Source organism: Loktanella fryxellensis, from assembly GCF_900110065.1.
GTDB classification, from domain to species: Bacteria; Pseudomonadota; Alphaproteobacteria; order Rhodobacterales; family Rhodobacteraceae; genus Loktanella; species Loktanella fryxellensis.
In genome coordinates, this window is the sequence record NZ_FOCI01000005.1 from 131,224 (window position 1) to 147,390 (window position 16,167).

14 protein-coding genes are annotated in these 16,167 nt (G+C 68.5%); 8 read left to right on the forward strand and 6 right to left on the reverse strand.

Annotation, left to right across the window (positions count from 1 at the left end; translation table 11 throughout):
- Positions 1–45: 45 nt before the first annotated feature.
- Both BMX16_RS05805 and BMX16_RS05810 read left to right on the forward strand, forming a co-directional pair.
- Entirely contained in the window at positions 46–807 is a 762-nt protein-coding gene (locus tag BMX16_RS05805) for an SDR family NAD(P)-dependent oxidoreductase (protein ID WP_089900116.1), read from the forward strand.
- Positions 804–1,991 (forward strand): acyl-CoA dehydrogenase family protein, encoded by a 1,188-nt coding sequence (locus BMX16_RS05810; protein WP_089900118.1) that lies wholly within the window; start codon positions 804–806, stop codon positions 1,989–1,991. The genes BMX16_RS05805 and BMX16_RS05810 overlap by 4 nt, the downstream gene beginning before the upstream one ends.
- On the opposite strand, the gene BMX16_RS05815 is transcribed toward BMX16_RS05810, so the two are convergent.
- Together BMX16_RS05815 and BMX16_RS05820 are read right to left on the reverse strand one after the other, a co-directional pair.
- Positions 1,988–3,073 carry a Gfo/Idh/MocA family protein gene (locus tag BMX16_RS05815; RefSeq protein ID WP_245731362.1) on the reverse strand — a complete coding sequence of 362 codons (1,086 nt, stop codon included), beginning with the start codon at positions 3,071–3,073 and terminating at the stop codon, positions 1,988–1,990. The genes BMX16_RS05810 and BMX16_RS05815 overlap by 4 nt on opposite strands.
- A gap of 4 nt (positions 3,074–3,077) precedes the next feature.
- Positions 3,078–3,785: a GntR family transcriptional regulator gene (locus tag BMX16_RS05820; RefSeq protein ID WP_089900125.1), complete on the reverse strand. Its 708-nt coding sequence runs from the start codon at positions 3,783–3,785 to the stop codon at positions 3,078–3,080.
- Positions 3,786–3,867: 82 nt separating this feature from the next.
- Here BMX16_RS05820 and BMX16_RS05825 point away from each other — a divergent pair, with 82 nt between their 5' ends.
- From BMX16_RS05825 to BMX16_RS05835, 3 genes are read left to right on the forward strand one after another with little or no spacing between them, the layout of a single operon-like run.
- Positions 3,868–5,028, forward strand: coding sequence for an LLM class flavin-dependent oxidoreductase (locus BMX16_RS05825; protein WP_089900128.1), 1,161 nt, complete (start codon positions 3,868–3,870; stop codon positions 5,026–5,028).
- The gene (locus BMX16_RS05830; RefSeq protein ID WP_425434007.1) at positions 5,025–5,924 is read left to right on the forward strand and encodes an aldo/keto reductase; all 900 of its coding nucleotides are present in this window, start codon (positions 5,025–5,027) and stop codon (positions 5,922–5,924) included. Before BMX16_RS05825 ends, BMX16_RS05830 begins: the two co-directional genes overlap by 4 nt.
- The gene (locus BMX16_RS05835) at positions 5,925–6,431 is read left to right on the forward strand and encodes a flavin reductase family protein (protein WP_089900131.1); all 507 of its coding nucleotides are present in this window, start codon (positions 5,925–5,927) and stop codon (positions 6,429–6,431) included.
- Positions 6,432–6,678: 247 nt separating this feature from the next.
- Here the strand turns inward: BMX16_RS05835 and xylB are convergent, their stop codons facing one another.
- The 4 genes from xylB to BMX16_RS05855 all read right to left on the reverse strand — a co-directional run bounded on the left by xylB (position 6,679) and on the right by BMX16_RS05855 (position 11,479).
- Positions 6,679–8,115 (reverse strand): xylulokinase, encoded by a 1,437-nt coding sequence (gene xylB, locus BMX16_RS05840; protein ID WP_089900134.1) that lies wholly within the window; start codon positions 8,113–8,115, stop codon positions 6,679–6,681.
- The gene (locus tag BMX16_RS05845) at positions 8,115–8,894 is read right to left on the reverse strand and encodes an ATP-binding cassette domain-containing protein (RefSeq protein ID WP_089900261.1); all 780 of its coding nucleotides are present in this window, start codon (positions 8,892–8,894) and stop codon (positions 8,115–8,117) included. Before BMX16_RS05845 ends, xylB begins: the two co-directional genes overlap by 1 nt.
- 12 nt (positions 8,895–8,906) lie before the next feature.
- Complete coding sequence (locus tag BMX16_RS05850; RefSeq protein WP_089900137.1) at positions 8,907–10,277, reverse strand: sugar ABC transporter permease; 1,371 nt, start codon at positions 10,275–10,277, stop codon at positions 8,907–8,909.
- Between the two features lie 170 nt (positions 10,278–10,447).
- Positions 10,448–11,479, reverse strand: a complete 1,032-nt coding sequence (locus tag BMX16_RS05855) for a substrate-binding domain-containing protein (RefSeq protein ID WP_089900140.1) — start codon at positions 11,477–11,479, stop codon at positions 10,448–10,450.
- Positions 11,480–11,710: 231 nt separating this feature from the next.
- Here BMX16_RS05855 and BMX16_RS05860 point away from each other — a divergent pair, with 231 nt between their 5' ends.
- From BMX16_RS05860 to BMX16_RS05870, 3 genes are all read left to right on the forward strand, one after another.
- Positions 11,711–12,985 carry an ROK family protein gene (locus tag BMX16_RS05860; protein WP_089900143.1) on the forward strand — a complete coding sequence of 425 codons (1,275 nt, stop codon included), beginning with the start codon at positions 11,711–11,713 and terminating at the stop codon, positions 12,983–12,985.
- Positions 12,986–13,081: 96 nt separating this feature from the next.
- On the forward strand, positions 13,082–13,780 hold the full coding sequence (locus BMX16_RS05865) for an ImuA family protein (protein ID WP_245731364.1): 699 nt from the start codon (positions 13,082–13,084) through the stop codon (positions 13,778–13,780).
- A 249-nt stretch (positions 13,781–14,029) separates the two neighbouring features.
- On the forward strand, positions 14,030–16,033 hold the full coding sequence (locus BMX16_RS05870) for a Y-family DNA polymerase (protein WP_342707806.1): 2,004 nt from the start codon (positions 14,030–14,032) through the stop codon (positions 16,031–16,033).
- The last annotated feature ends 134 nt before the right edge of the window (positions 16,034–16,167 follow it).

Sequence of the window (16,167 nt, forward strand, 5' to 3'; positions counted from 1 at the left end):
TCGGCCGCCCGCCGGTGCCACACTCTGGCCCAGGGGGGACAGATCATGGACATCGCCGGACAATCCGCCGTCGTCACGGGCGGCGCATCGGGACTGGGGGCCGCGACGGTGCGTGCCTTGGCGCAGGCCGGGGCACGGGTCGCGATCCTTGACCGGGATGCGGCGAAGGGAGAGGCCATGGCCAGCGCGGTGCAGGGCAGCTTTCACGCCACGGACGTGACCGACCCCGATCAGGTGAAACGGGCGTTGCATGACGCCGCCGCCTTGCACGGCGCGGCCCGCATCGTGGTGAACTGCGCCGGCATCGGCCCGCCCGCACGCATCGTGAACCGCGACGGCGCACCCCTGCCGCTGGCGGATTTCATGGCCGTCGTGAACGTGAACCTCGCGGGCACGTTCAACGTGCTGTCACAGGCCGCAAGCGCCATGCAGGCCCTCGACCCGGTGGGCGAGGAGTGTGGCGTCATCATCAACACGGCCTCGGTCGCGGCCTATGACGGGCAGATCGGTCAGGCGGCCTATGCGGCCAGCAAGGGCGCCATCGTCGCCCTCACCCTGCCCGCCGCCCGCGAACTCGCGCGTGCGCGCATCCGCGTCATGACCATCGCGCCGGGCCTGTTCCTGACGCCGCTGCTGGAAAGCCTGCCACAGGAGGCACAGGACAGTCTGGGCAGACAGGTGCCCTTTCCCCCGCGCCTCGGCCACCCTTCGGAGTATGCGAAAATGGTGCTTGCGATCATCGACAACCCGATGCTGAACGGCGAGGTCATCCGCCTCGACGGGGCCATCCGCATGGCGCCGAAATGAGCGCGGGTCTGGAACGCCGCGGAATCAGCGACCGCGCATTGGCACTGGCCGACCGGGTCGAGGTCTTCGTGCGCGACACGGTGATCCCGTATGAGAAGGACGCCCGTCAGGGCCCGCACGGCGTGGACGACGCGCTGGTGAAGGAGTTGCGCGCCTTGGCCCGCGCCGCCGGTCTGATGACGCCGCACATCCCGGAGGGTGGCGCGCACCTGACCCAGCGCGAAACGGCGGCGGTGCTGATCCGCTCGGGCCTGTCGCCGCTGGGTCCCGTCGCGCTGAACACCGCGGCACCCGACGAGGGCAACATGTTCCTGCTGGGCAAGGTCGCCTCTGACGACCTGAAGGCGCGGTTTCTGGCACCCCTGATGACGGGAGAGGCGCGGTCTGCCTTCTTCATGACGGAACCCGACGGCGGCGCGGGGTCTGATCCATCGATGATGCAGACCACCTGCGTGCCCGACGGCAACCACTGGGTCATCAACGGGCGCAAGACCTACATCACCGGCGTCGTGGGGGCGAAGGTCGGCATCGTCATGGCGAAGGCTGCCGAGGGGGCCTGCATGTTCCTTGTCGATCTGCCTCATCCGGCGATCCGCGTGGTCCGCATCCTCGACACCATCGACGGCTCCATGCCCGGTGGTCACGCGGAGATCGCGATCGAGGACCTGCGCCTGCCCGCCGACCAGATGTTGGGGGCCGCCGGCGAAGGGTTCCGCTACGCCCAGGTGCGCCTCGCCCCGGCCCGGCTGTCGCATTGCATGCGCTGGCTGGGGGCCTGCGTGCGGGCACAAGAAATCGCCGTGGACTACACCAACCGCCGCCACGCCTTCGGCAAGCCGCTGATCGAACACGAGGGCGTCGGTTTCATGCTGGCGCAGAACCGCATCGATCTGAAACAGGCCGAATTGATGACCTACTGGTGCGCCGACGTGCTGGATACCGGCGCCTACGGCACCACCGAATCCTCGATGACCAAGGTCGCGGTGTCGGAGGCGCTGATGCGCATCGCCGACAATTGCGTGCAGGTGATGGGCGGCCAGGGGGTGACGGCAGACACCATCGTGGAAAAGGTGTTCCGCGAAATCCGCGCCTTCCGCATCTACGACGGCCCGACCGAGGTGCACAAATGGTCGCTGGCGAACAAGATCGCCCGCGACTGGAAGAAGGCGCAACCCGAGAGCTAGAACCGCAGCGTGACTGCCTGCCCCGTGCGGGCGGACTCCTGCGCGGCCAGCCCCATGGCTACCGCCTTGGCGCCGTCCGCCACCGTCACCTCGACCGGTGCTGCGCCCCGGACGGCGGCGGCAAAGCGCTGGTGCTGGTAGAACGTCGATCCGTTGTGATCGCCCGCGTCCAGCAGCGCCGGATCGACCGGCAGTTCCATCGTATAGGGCCCCTTGGGATCGCGCGGGCTGACCGTCACCAGCGGCACCGGCGCGGGGCCGAGGGCGGCTGGCCAGAACCGCCCCGGACCGGGCACCTGCGCCTCGATCCGCGCAAGCGGGCCCACCGCGCTGATCTCCTCCTGAAAGCGCGATCCTTCGGCGAACATGCACAACTCCAGCATCGCCCGCGCGCCGCTGGCGAAATCGACAATGACATAGGCGTTGTCCCACACGTCAGACGCCTGCGCCTCGTCCTTGTGGTTCACGTCCTGCGCCGCACTCGCCATGACGCGGACGGGTTCGGATTGCAGAATCAACCGCATCAGGTCGAAGAAATGACAGCACTTTTCCACCAGCGTGCCGCCGGTGCGGGCGTTGGTGCGGTTCCAGCTGCCGACCTTGTCCAGAAACGGAAAGCGGTGTTCGCGGATCGTGAGCATGCGGATGCCGCCCGTCACCGCCGCCGCCTGCGCGATCAGGGCCGCGACGGGCGGCATGTAGCGGTATTCCATCGCCACCCAGACAGGATGCGGGTAGTCCGCGAACAGCGTCTGCACCGCGTTCATGTCGGCGGAATCGGTGAACAGCGGCTTTTCGCACAGGATCGGCAGGGGCCGCGTTTCGACGATCTGGCGCAGTTGCGGCAGGTGGCAGTCGTTCGGGCTGGCGATGATGAGCGCGTCCAGACCGGGCTGTGTCAGCAGATCCGCGAGGCTGGCCGCGATCCGCGCCCCCCCCGCCAGATCCGCCGCCGCCTGCGCCAGATCGGCCACCAGGTCGAACACCACAGCGACCCGCACATCGGGCAGAAGGGCGATGTTGCGGACATGCTCCTGCGCCATCATCCCGCAGCCGATCAGGCCATATCGCAACTCTGTCACGCGCTTACCCCTTGCCCATCCGGCTGACATAGCGCGCCCGGTCGTGATCGAACCATGTGCGCGAAAACTCTGCCGCCTGCCCGTCCGTGTCGCGCGACAGGCGCGTGATATGTGCAGCCTTCTGCCCCGCAGGCGGCACGAACTCCGCCGGTGCCCATGCGGGCACGGCGCGCAGGCCCAGACGATCCTCGACCGCCGCGATCACCAGATCGAACCGCTCGCGATAGACGCGATAGAGCGAATCCGACAAATCCCGCATGGTCAGGCTCTCCGCCCGGTCGCCGTCGAGCCAGATCTCCTCGACCGCGACGGGCACGTCGTCAAGATGCCGCAGGCGGCGGATGCGCCAGCCGTCGGGGGCAGCGCCGAAGCGGGGCGCGTCGGCAGGCTTGGCGTGTCGCCCCACGTCCAGCACCGTCGCCGTGGGCAAGCCGCCGCCGCCCGGTTTCTCCAACCGGAACAGACCATAGACCGACGCGACACCGGCCCGGTGCCGTACGTAATTACCGGACCCCTGCACCCGGTCCAGCAGGCCGGCCTCCTCCAGCACGGCCAGTGCCTTGCGCAGGGTGCCGACCGACAGACCCAGATCGCGGGCCATGTCCCGCTCACCCGGCAGGCGGGCGCCGTCGGCCAGATGGCCCGCCGCGATGTCGCGGATCAGGCGTTCGCTGACGGCCAGATACTTGGGAAGCGGGGCTGAGGCGTGCACGGGGGAAGCATCCAGATTGATACAGGATTGTTACATGGCAAACCGCGTGCTACGCAAGGGACAACCACAGCGGAGAGCCGCCATGACCGACACCATCGTTCCCATCACCAGCCCCGATCTGGACGCGGCAGAGGTGTCGTGGTTCGCCGCCCTGTGTTCGGACGACTACCAGTTCCTCGGCGTGCCTGACGGCGACCTGCGGTCCAGTTGGGCGCACTGCCGCGACATCGGGCTGGAGGCGGAGCGTCAGGGATTCCGCAACCTGCTCGCCCCCTCGTCCTATCAGGTGGGGCAGGACACGCTGTCCTACGTCGCCGCCATGGCGCCGCTGACCAGCCGCATCAACTTCCTCGCCGCCATCAGGTGCGGAGAGATGCAGCCCATCATGCTGGCCCGCACCATCGCCACGCTGGACCACATGTTGCAGGGGCGGCTGACGCTGAACGTCATCTCCTCCGACTTTCCGGGCGAGGTTGCCGACAGCGCCTATCGCTACCGCCGCAGTCACGAGGTGGTGCAGATCCTGCGGCAGGCGTGGACCCGCGACACCATCGACTTCGCGGGCGAGGTCTATGACTTCAAGGGCGTCCCCACCGACCCGGCGAAGCCGTACCAGACCGGCGGGCCGCTGCTCTACTTCGGCGGCTACAGCCCCGACGCGCTGGAACTATGCGGAGCACAGTGCGACGTCTACCTCATGTGGCCCGAAACCCGCGACGTGCTGGCGCAGCGGATGCGCGACGTGCATGCCCGTGCGGCGGCACATGGCCGTACGCTCGACTACGGGTTGCGCGTGCACATGATCGTGCGCGACACGGAAGCCGAGGCGCGGGAGTATGCGGATTACATCGCCAGCAAACTGGACGACGAATATGGGCGCATGATCCGCGACCGCGCGCATGACAGCATCAGCCTCGGCGTGGCGCATCAGGCGCGGGCACGCGCACTGGCCGATCAGTTCGGCTATACCGAACCCGGGTTGTGGACCGGCATCGGGCGCGCACGGTCGGGCTGCGGCGCGGCCCTCGTCGGATCCACCGACCAGATCCTGACCAAGATCAAGGACTACCAAAAGATGGGTATCCGGTCCTTCATCTTCTCGGGCTATCCGCATCTGGAGGAGGTCGTTCATTTCGGCACCCGCGTCATGCCGCACCTGACCACCTGTTCGCTGCCCGTGGCCTATGGCCGCGTGCCCCCCGCCCCCCCGCAGACCCCCCTTGCCGCAGGACCCCGCCGATGATCCCCCGCATTGCGATGACCTCCGACGTCAGCTTCAGCCGCATTGTCTACGGGTTGTGGCGGTTGGCCGACGATCCCGACACCAGCCCCGCCCACGTGCAGGCCAAGATCGAGGCGTGTCTGGCGCAGGGCATCACCACCATGGATCAGGCCGACATCTATGGCGGGTATATGGCCGAGGAGATCATGGGCGACGCCCTGCGGCAGGCCCCGCACCTGCGCGACGCGATCGAGGTCGTGACGAAATGCGACATCGTGGTGGACGCAGGCCGCCATGCGGGGGCCGCGGTAAAGCATTACGACACCAGCCGCGCGCATATTATGGCATCGGTCGATGCGTCGCTGCGGCTGATGGGCGTCGAGACGATCGACATGCTGCTGATCCACCGCCCCGATCCGCTGATGGACGCGGACGAGACGGGCCGCGCGCTGGACGATCTGGTGGCGGACGGAAAGGTGCGCAGCGTCGGCGTGTCGAACTTCCGCCCGTGGGACTGGGCGCTGCTGCAATCCGCGATGCGGACCCCGCTCGCCACCAACCAGATCGAGGTGTCGCTGGCGCACCTCGACCCGCTGACGAACGGCGATCTGGCGCATCTGCAGCAGCATCGCATCCCTGTCATGGCGTGGTCGCCGCTGGGCGGCGGTCGTCTGATGGACGGCGCGGGGGCGGCGGACCTGCACGCCGCGATGCAGAACATGGCGGACGCACAGGGCGTCGACACGGCGGCCATTGCGGTTGCGTGGTTGCTGGCGCATCCTGCACGCATCCTGCCCGTGATGGGCACCAACACACTTGCGCGCATCGCGACCCTGTCGGACGCGTTCAAGGTCAACATGACCCGGACGGACTGGTACACGCTCTACACCACCGCCCTTGGACAAGAGGTTCCCTGAATGGACGCCGGCACCATCCAATCCTTCGACCCCGCCGCAGATTCCGACAGCTTTCGCGGCGCGTTGGGCACCTTCGTCACGGGTGTCACGGTCGTGACGACAGACAGCCCCGAAGGGCCCGTCGCCATCGTCGCCAACAGCTTTGCCAGCGTGTCGCTGGACCCGCCGCTGGTGCTGTGGTCGCCCGCCAAATCCAGCCGCCGCTTCGAGCATTTCGCACAGGCCCGCCGGTTCGCCGTGCATGTGCTGTCGGCGAGCCAGCGCGATGTCTGCGCCGCGATCATCGCGTCCAAGACCGCCATCTCGAAGGTGCCGATGCACCTCTCACATTGCGGCATGCCGATCATCGAAGGCGCGCTCGCCACATTCGAGTGCAACCTCGAGGCGACCCACGACGCCGGCGATCACGTCATCGTCGTGGGCCGCGTGACCCGCGCCCACCACACGGGCGGCGACCCGCTGGTGTTCCACGCAGGCCGCTACGGCAGCTTCAGCGGCGCCGCCTGACGGCGGCGGCACCCTCGGCACGTCGTCTGGTCGGACGTATCCCGGTGGCGTGCGCCCTGCGGACAGGTGCGGCGCCGCCTCCTGCGTCTTCACCTGACACCGGCACCCGTGACTGCTCACGACAGGCACGATCACGACCCCGTTCGGAACGGTCATGCCTGCCCCCGCCGCGGGCTTCTTCTGGTCAGAAATATCCCGGGGGGGTGCGCTTGCGGACGGGGGCAGCGCCCCCCTCTACGGCTGCGGCCTAGGCAAGAGTCCTGATCGCCTGATACGCCGCGCGATACCGCCCGTGCGCGGCGGCGAAATCGTCGACCAGCGCCGCGACGGGCTCTACCGTCCGGGCGATCTGCGGCGTGCCGCAGACCTCTGCCCCCGCGCCCGTCGCGGCCATCAGGCCCAGACGTGCCGCGCCAAAGGCGCCGCCGAAGTCGCCTGCCACGGGCAGGTCGACGGGTAGGTCCAATGCCGTGGCGATGGCCTGCACCCAATAGTCGGACTTCGTCCCACCACCGACGCCGATCAGACGCTCGATCCGGGTGCCGGTGCCGGTCAGCGCGTCAAAGCTGTCGCGGATCGCGTGGGTCACCCCTTCCAGCACCGCGCGGGTCATCGCGCTGCGGTCGGTGGCGTGGTCCAGATGCAGGAACTGCGCACGCACGGCGGCATCGTTGTGCGGCGTCCGTTCGCCGCCCAGATAGGGCAGGAACAGCGTCCGCGACGGCGCGCGCAAGGACCCGAGGTCCGCCGTCAGCGCGCCTGCATCCTGTCCCGCCATACCGGCCCACCAGTTCAGCGCATCCGCCGCCGACAGGATCACGCCCATCTGGTGCCACGTGCCGGGCAGCGCATGGCAGAACGTGTGCACGGCACTGGCTGCGTCCGGCTGATAGCTGTCGGTCGCGGCAAAGAGCACGCCGGACGTGCCGAGCGACACGAAGGCCTGCCCCGGTGTCACGATCCCCGTGCCCACGGCGCTGGCGGCATTGTCGCCACCGCCGCCCGCCACCACCACGTCGCCCATGCCCCAGCGGCTGGCCAATGCGGGGCGCACCTTGCCGGAGACGTCGGACCCTTCGACCAGTCGCGGCATCGCGTCCCGGTCCAGCCCCGTGGCCGCCAGCAGGTCGTCGGACCAGTCGCGCGCGCCGACGTCGAGCCAGCTCGTGCCGGCCGCGTCCGACATCTCGGCCACGTGTTCACCGGTCAGCCACAGGCGCAGGTAATCCTTGGGCAGCAACACCTTGGCGATTTTCGCGAACAGGTCTGGTTCGTGGTTGCGGACCCAAGCGACCTTGGGCGCGGTGAAGCCGGGGAACACGATGTTGCCGGTCAGGCGGCGGAAGTCAGGGTTGTCGTCCAGCACCGCCGCCTCGCGGGCGGAGCGGGTGTCGTTCCACAGGATGCAGGGCCGCAGCACCGCATCGGCGGCATCGAGCAGCGTGGCGCCGTGCATGTGGCCCGACAGGCCGATGCCGCGCACTGCCGCCATGTCCACCTGACCGGCAAGGCTGTCCATGACGGCTTCTGCCGCAGCGACCCACGCGGCGGGGTCTTGTTCGGACCAGCCGTCATGGGGGCGCTGCACGGTCAGCGGTGCCACCGCTTCGGCCACCACGGCCTGTGCGTCGTCGATGACGATGCCCTTCAGGCCCGACGTGCCAAGATCGAGGCCGATATACATCAGGCGGCCTTTTGCGGCTTCTTGCCGAGGATGATCATGCCGAGGATGTCGTCGTCGGTCACGTCCTCGACCTTCTCTGTCCCCACGAGCTGGCCGTTCTTCATCACCGAAACACGGTCGCACAGTTCCATGACGTCGGCGATGTCGTGGGAGATGAGGAAGATGCCCAGACCCTGCCGCTTCAGCTCCTGCACAAGCTCGGCGACCATCTGGGTTTCCTGCGGACCAAGGGCCGCGGTCGGCTCATCCATGATCAGGATGCGGGCGTCGAAATAGACGGCGCGCGCGATGGCGACCGACTGGCGCTGACCGCCGGACAGGGCAGATACCGGCACGCTGAACTTTTTGAAGTTGGGGTTCAGGCGATGCATGATGGTGCGGCACTCCGCCTCCATCTGCGCATCGTCGACCACGCCGAAGCGCCCCGTCAGCTCGCGCCCCAGAAACAGGTTGCTGGCGGCGTCGAGGTTGTCGGCGAGTGCGAGCGTCTGGTAGATCGTCTCGATGTTGTAGGTGCGCGCGTCGCGGGGGTTGGTGATCGTGGCCAACTCGCCGTTGACGTAGATCTCGCCGCTGTCGGCCTGATAGGCGCCCGACAGGATCTTGATCAGCGTCGACTTGCCCGCGCCGTTGTGGCCCAGCAGGCCCACGACTTCGCCGGGGTACAGGTCGATGGTCACGTCATCGACGGCCTGAATGCCGCCGAAGGAAATCGAGATGTTGCGCATCTCGACCAGCGGCGTGCCGCTGCGGTCGATGTGGGATGGTGTCTTAGTCATCGTCATGACCCCTTATTTCGATTTGCGGCGGTAGAGGATGTCGAGGAACACGGCCAGCACGAGGACCGAGCCCACCACGACCTGCTGCATCCCGGCGTCGAAGCCGATCAGCACCATCCCCGATTGCAGCGACTGCATCACCAGCGCACCGAGGATCGCGCCGAAGATCGTGCCGACGCCACCGGCCAGCGACGTGCCGCCGATCACGGCGGCGGCGATGACATAGAGCTCGTCCAGCGTGCCCAGCGCGTTGGTGGCGCTGTTCAGGCGGGCGGAGGCCACGACCGCCGACAGACCCGCGAGGCCGCCCATGATCGCGAAGATCTTGACCGTCATCCACTTGGTGTCGATGCCCGCCAGTGCCGCCGCCTCCGGGTTGCCGCCGATGGCAAAGACGTAGCGGCCGAATTTGGTGCGCTTCATCACGAAGGTCATGGTGACGGCGACGACCATCAGGATCAGCACGGGAATGGCGAAGCCGTGGCTGATGAACAGGGTCTCTGGGTCGGTGGTCAGGCCGTTCGCCGCGACGTACTGGCGGACGATGCCGGTGGGCCAGGGATAGCTGTTGACCAGCAGGACGGCCCCCACGACGGCGGCGCAGCCGACGATGGCGAGGAATGCATCGGCCCAGCGCGGACGCTTGGCGAACTTGAACTTCTCCCGCTGGCGGCGGCCGTTGACGATGGCATAGACGATGCCCGCGCAGATGATGGCACCCACGATCCAGCTGCCGATGAAACCGACCGACCCGTAAGGCCCGCCGCCCAGCAGCGCGAATGTGCTGTCCACCGGCGAGATCGTCTCGCCCCGCGCGATCAGGAACGCGGCGCCGCGCCAGACCAGCAGGCCGCCCAGCGTCACGATGAAAGCGGGGATGCCGCCGTAGGCCACGAGGCTGCCCTGGAACGCGCCGATCAGCATGCCGCACAGGATGCCGAACACGACGGTGATGACCCAGATCGCCGGATGACCGAGGCCGAGGTACTGCGGCAGGATGTTCACCTGCATCATGCCCATCAGGATCGCGGTGAAGCCGAGGATGGACCCCACGCTGAGGTCGATGTGGCGGGTCACGATGACCAGCACCATGCCCGTCGCCATGATCCCGATGGACGCGGTCTGCACGCTCAGGTTCCACAGGTTGCGCGGCGTCAGAAAGAAGCCCTGACCGTTCACCAGCACGCCGTACATGTGAAAGCCGCCCCAGATCAGCACGAGGGCCACGACCATGCCGATCAGGCGGGTGTCAAGCTCTGTCGCGGCGAGGAACCGGGACCAGGCGCCGGGCTGCTGGCCCTTGGGCAGGCCCGGTAAGGTGGCCGTCGCCTGTGTGGGTGGCGGATTCGACGGCGCCGCCGGGGCGTTCGGGGTGTCGGTCATGGCTGGTCCTGTGCGGCTGGAACGGATGCAGGGCGCGACGGTGGGGTGTCGATGACACACAGCGGGGCAAAGCCCCGGCGACCTGTCGCGCGGAAATCGTCAAGGGGTGGGATCGCAATTGAAAACCGGCGCGGGGACAAGCGCCCCCGCGCCGGCAGTGTCGCACGACCTTACTGGCAGGCAGCAACCGTATCGAGCGCGCCTTCGCAGGCCTGCTCCTTGGTGATGTGGCCTGCGTCGATCGCGAGGTTCAGGTTGTCGGCGGTGATCGGCGTGGGGGCGAGGAAGATGGCGTTCATCTCGACGCCGTTCTCGCCGCCGGACCACTTCTGCGCCTCGGGGATGGCGTCGATGGCGGTGCCACCGGCCATCGCCACGGCGATTTCCGCCGCGCGCTTGCCCAGATCGCGGCTGTTCTTCCAGACCGACACGGTCTGGTCGCCACGGGCGACGCGGTTCAGCGCGGCAAGGTCGCCGTCCTGACCACCGACGGGGATATCCAGACCCTGGCTGGCCAGAGCGGCGATCGCACCACCGGCCATGCCGTCGTTCTGGGCCAGAACGGCGGCGATCTCGTTGTTGGCGGACGTCAGGATCTGCTCCATGTTGTCCTGTGCGCCTTCGGGCTTCCAGCCGTCGGTGAACGCTTCACCGGCGATGGTCACGGTGCCCGCATCGACCAGCGGCTGCACGACTTCCATCATGCCTTCCAGCAGGAAACCTGCGTTGGGATCACCGGGATCGCCCTTGATGATCGCGATGTTGCCGCCCTCGGGGGTCGCATCCATCACGGTCTGCGCGATGATCGTGCCCACGCCGCGGTTGTCGAAGGTCAGGTAGAAGGCGCGCTCGTCCTCGATCAGACGGTCATAGCCGACGACGGGGATGCCTTCGTTGGCGGCCTGATCGATGGCAGGTGCGATCGCGTCCTTGTCCATGGCCAGCACGATCAGTGCGTCGGCACCCTGCGCGATCAGCGCCTCGATGTCGGTCAACTGCTTGGCAGCAGAAGCCTGCGCGTCCGCGGAAATGTAGGTCGCACCTGCGGCTTCGAGGGCCTCCTTGATGGCCGCTTCGTCGGTCTTCCAGCGCTCTTCCTGAAAGTTCGACCAGCTGACGCCGACGGTCATGCCGTCCTGCGCCATCGCGGCCGAGCTAAAGCCGACCGTCGCGATGACGGCGGCGATGATGGATTTGTTCATGGTGTCCTCCCAGACATCTGATCCGCGGTGCGGGGATTCGAGCGTCTCCGCCCGGTGACGCACAACATGCCGAGTTAAATTCAGTTGTCAAAATAATTTAACAGGCCGCGTGAAATATTCTTGCAGAATCTGCGGTCGAAAGGCGTAATGCAGCGTGATGATGCTGCGGCGGGGCCGTTCCGGGGAGGGAGCGGGTTTGCGAGTGCAGCATTATCTTTGGGGGATGAAGTTATGTACGATGCTGGCAGCGATGCGGGCAAGGGTCCTGCATCAGGGTCCGCCGTCACCGGGTGTGGCCCGCTGATGCCCAGCCAGGCCGACCGCGGCAATAGCCTGCGCCAGCAGGTCTTCGTGCATGTGAGGGCCATGGGACAGGTCAGCCGCGCCGACATCGCACGTGGTCTGGGGATCAGCGCAGGCAGCGTCACCGCGATCACCGCCGATCTGATTCAGGCCGGCGTGCTGCTTGAAATCGCGGATCAACCCCGCGAAGGGCCGCGCGAAGCCGGGCGCGGCAGGCCTCCCGTGGCGCTGGCCGTCGCCCCGCAGGGCCGCATCGTGGTGGGCATCAAGGTGGCCGACACCCGCCATTCCGCCGTACTGGCGGATTTCGCAGGCAACATCCTGTCCGACCTGACCCTGCCCGTCCGCCAGCCGCGCAAGCCGGCCGCTGCCCTCGTGACCGAACTGGGCGTGCTGGTGGACCGTCTGCTGGCGCAGGCTGGCCGCGACCGGGGCGATCTGATCGGCGTGGGTCTGGGCATCTCGGGGATCGTGGAACACGAGACGGGCCTTGTCGCGTGGTCGCCGCTGATCGCAGGGCGCGACGTGGCGCTGGGGCAGTTGCTGGCGGCCCGGCTGGATGTGGCCGTGCAGATCGACAACGACGCCAACGTTCTGACGCTGGCCGAGCTGTGGTTCGGGGCGGGCCGCGACCGGACCGATTTCGCCGTGGTGACGGTGGAACACGGCGTCGGCATGGGCCTCGTGCTGGACAACCGCCTGTTCCGCGGCAGCCGCGGCATGGGGATGGAGCTGGGCCACACCAAGGTCGCCCTGGACGGGGCGCTGTGCCGCTGCGGCCAGCGCGGCTGCCTGGAGGCGTATCTGGCCGACTATGCGCTGGCCCGGGAGGCCGCGACGGCACTCGATCGGGTACCCGCCGCCTCCGACCACGACACGATGATCGAGGCGCTCTACGCCGAGGCGCGGGCGGGGAATGCCGCCGCCGCCACGATCTTTCGCCGGGCGGGGCGCTATCTGGCGCTGGGGCTGGCGAACGTGGTGCAACTCTTCGATCCGGCGCTCATCATCCTCGCCGGCGAACGGATGCGCTACGACTACCTTTATTCCGACGCCATGCTGCGCGAGATGCAGGCCCTGACCCTGTCCGAGGGGCGCACCACCTGTGCAGTCGCCACGCAGGTCTGGGGCGATCTGGTCTGGGCGCGCGGTGCCACGGCGCTGGCGCTGACCTGTGCCACGCAGGCGGTGCTGGGACCCTGAGGGTGCACGGACCCGCGGGTGGATTGGATCGGCGTTTGACCGAAGCCGGAAAATGATCTAGAACAAAACAGGAACAAATGGAATCGGATCGTCGCCGTGGACAGCCCCCTTCGCCCTGCATCGACACTCTGCCGCAGCCCTGACGGGGACGCGGATGACGGGAATGCCCTGCCGTCCGGCGTGGCGGAACCGACGCTTGCGGAATTCTTTGCGGCGACCGTCACCGACGGCGCGGTCACCGGTTTCGTGTGCAGCCAGCTTGCGGCGGTGGTGGCCAGCGGCAAGCCGGTGTTGTGGGTGCAGGACCGCCTGACCCAGCGCGAGACGGGCAAGCCCTTTCCCCCCGGTCTGCCACAGGGGTTGAAACTCATCCTCGTGACCGTGAACCGCGCCGTCGACGTGGTGTGGAGCATGGAGGAAGGTCTGAATTGCAGCGCCGTCGGCGCCGTTCTGGGAGAGGTCTGGGGCGACCCGGCTGCGCTGGACTTTACCGCGACCAAGCGGCTTGCGATGCGGGCCGAGGCGCATGGCATCCCCGCCCTGCTGATCCGCCGCGCAGCACAGCCGAACCTCAGCGCCGCACGGCAACGGTGGCGCATCGCATCCCTGCCGGCACGGCTGGACCCGGATGACAACCGCGCGCCCGGCGCGGCCTTGTGGCAGGCGGACCTGTTCCGGGCCCGTGGCCGCGCCCCGGGGCAATGGGTGGCCGGCCCCGGACCTGCGGGCGTCGTGCTGTCCCACCACTTGCACATGGAAACCGGGCACAGCCCGGCCCTGCGCGCCACGGGCTGACCCTGCGGGGATGGCGATGCCGGGGTGGCCCGTCGGGGTGGCCCGTCTGGCTGGCTTGTCAGCCGGATCGGAGCCGAAGGCATGGATGAGTGCCGCTCGTTATGCCGTTCTACGACCCGTCCCGCGACGACATGCTCCTGATGCCATGCTCCTGCCGACGTGCCCCACCGACGACATCCCGCGCCGACGCCGCGCCGACCAGCCACATGACGTTCCAGACCCAATGACCCCTTTCACAGCGTGACCCCCATGACCGAAGAAATGCACGCCCGGATCCTGCCCTTTCCCGCCCGCCCGCACGCAACCGCGGGCGCGGCGGCAGCCCTGCCCTTGCACATGCCCCATGTGTCGCAGACGATACCGGCGGCGCTGCAAGGCCCGCTCCTGCGGCCACTTTCGGTCATACGGCTGGCGCAGGTGCAGGCGATCCGCGCATGGGCCGGTGCACTGGAACTGGACGCGCCGGAAGGCAAGGCCGCGCAGGTTGGATCGCGAGCCGTCTCGAGGGCCGGATCGGGCCTCGGATCACGGTGGTCCTGCCTGACGGATCATGCGTCATCCGTCGCAGGCGCCATGCCCCACCACCGCATGAAGGACGAGCCGCATCCCGGCAGCCCCGTCATCGCACGGCGCGGCGGCGATCCGTCTGCGGCGGGGAGCGACCGGGCGTCGGTGCCCGTCGGTGGCACCGCACCGGACGCCCCCCCGTCCACGCAGGCGCGGTCGCGGCGGATCGTCAGCATCCATTTGACCGATTTCGCCATGGACCGCTGGCTGCGCAGTGCCGCAGCACGACAGGACGCACCGCCAGACGACCTGCCCGTGGTGCTGGCCACGGACGGCCCCCACGGTCCCGTGGTCAGCGCCACGAACCGGGCCGGACGCATGGCCGGCGTGCGATGCGGCCTACGCGTCGTGGACATGCGCGCGCTGTGCCCCGGCCTGCACGTGGTGCCTGCAGACCCTGACGGCGACCGGGCCGTGCTGGACCGGCTCGTGCTCTGGGCCAGGCGGTGGTGCCCCTGGACGGCGCCGGACGGCCCTGACGGCATCGTCATGGACGCGACCGGATCGGATCACCTCTGGGGCGGACCAGCCGAGATGTTGCGCGCGATCGAAGGCAGCCTCGGCGCGTTGGGGTTCGCGTCACGCCCTGCCATGGCACCGACCCGCGGGGCTGCCTGGGCGCTGGCCCGTCACGGCGCCGTCCGTGCCGTGGCGATGCCCGACACGCTGGCCACGCTGACGGCGCCCCTGCCGGTGCAGGCGCTGCGGCTGGATCCTGCGACGGTGCTGCTGTTGCAGCGCCTTGGCCTCGGGACCATCGGCGACATCGTCGCCGTGCCGCGCGGCAGCCTGGCGCGGCGCTTTGCGGACGCGCCCCCGATGCAGCATCCGCTGGCGCGGCTCGACCAGTTGCAGGGCCGCCTGCCCGAACCCGTGAATGCCACCTACGACCCGCCGCGGTTCGCGGTGCAGGCCCGGCTGGCCGAACCCGTGCAGGACCCGACCCCGCTGCTGCCGGACCTGTGCGCCGCCCTGTGCCAGGCGCTGGCCGATGCGGGGCACGGGGCGCGGCGCCTGACCCTCACGGTCTATCGCACCGATGCAGAGGTCAGCACGGTGACGGCCGCCACCGCCCGGGCCAGTCGCGATCCCGACCACCTGCGCCGCCTGTTCGACGACCGCCTGACCCGCATCGATCCGGGCTTCGGGTTCGAACTGGTCACGCTGGCCGCGGCGACGAGCGAACCGATGACCATCGGACAGACCCGACTGGATGGCGGGACCGAGGGTGGAGCTGTCCTGGCCCAGATGGTGGACCGGCTGTCGGCGCGCCTGGGCCCCCAGGCGATCCGCACCCCGGCCCGCCGCCCCAGCCACATCCCCGAACGCAGCCTCGGCTGGGCCCTGGCCCTCAGCCAGGCCCCGCGCGGCACGATCCCATGGACGTGGATGGACCGGCCCCTGCGCCTTTACGACATGCCGGAGGAGATCTTCGTCCTCTACGCCCTGCCGGAAGGACCGCCCGCCCAGTTCCGCTGGCGACGGGTGACCTGCCGGATCGCCCGTTTCGCGGGTCCCGAACGGATCGCGCCGGAATGGTGGTCCGATCGCCCGGGCACCCGCCTGCGCGATTACTACCGGATCGAGGACGACGTCTGCCGCCGCCTGTGGATCTACCGCGACGGCGTCTATGGCGACGACCACCGCGACCCGCCGCGCTGGTTCGTGCACGGCATCTACGGGTGATCCCCGTGGCCCCCGTCGCTGGGGGGGCCAGCCCCCCCGGGCCATGGGCCCGCCCCCCCGGGATATTTTCAACCAGAAGAATTAGGACCTCCTTAACCACCGTCATCTATGGTGATGAAGCGGTACAGGCGGGG

Excerpts from the sequence above, each read along its gene's own strand:
- BMX16_RS05805 (WP_089900116.1), top strand. The coding sequence starts at position 46 with ATGGACATCGCCGGACAATCCGCCGTCGTCACGGGCGGCGCATCGGGA.
- BMX16_RS05810 (WP_089900118.1), top strand. The coding sequence starts at position 804 with ATGAGCGCGGGTCTGGAACGCCGCGGAATCAGCGACCGCGCATTGGCA.
- BMX16_RS05825 (WP_089900128.1), top strand. The coding sequence starts at position 3,868 with ATGACCGACACCATCGTTCCCATCACCAGCCCCGATCTGGACGCGGCA.
- BMX16_RS05830 (WP_425434007.1), top strand. The coding sequence starts at position 5,025 with ATGATCCCCCGCATTGCGATGACCTCCGACGTCAGCTTCAGCCGCATT.
- BMX16_RS05835 (WP_089900131.1), top strand. The coding sequence starts at position 5,925 with ATGGACGCCGGCACCATCCAATCCTTCGACCCCGCCGCAGATTCCGAC.
- xylB (WP_089900134.1), bottom strand. The coding sequence starts at position 8,115 with ATGTATATCGGCCTCGATCTTGGCACGTCGGGCCTGAAGGGCATCGTC.
- BMX16_RS05845 (WP_089900261.1), bottom strand. The coding sequence starts at position 8,894 with ATGACTAAGACACCATCCCACATCGACCGCAGCGGCACGCCGCTGGTC.
- BMX16_RS05850 (WP_089900137.1), bottom strand. The coding sequence starts at position 10,277 with ATGACCGACACCCCGAACGCCCCGGCGGCGCCGTCGAATCCGCCACCC.
- BMX16_RS05855 (WP_089900140.1), bottom strand. The coding sequence starts at position 11,479 with ATGAACAAATCCATCATCGCCGCCGTCATCGCGACGGTCGGCTTTAGC.
- BMX16_RS05860 (WP_089900143.1), top strand. The coding sequence starts at position 11,711 with ATGTACGATGCTGGCAGCGATGCGGGCAAGGGTCCTGCATCAGGGTCC.
- BMX16_RS05870 (WP_342707806.1), top strand. The coding sequence starts at position 14,030 with ATGACCGAAGAAATGCACGCCCGGATCCTGCCCTTTCCCGCCCGCCCG.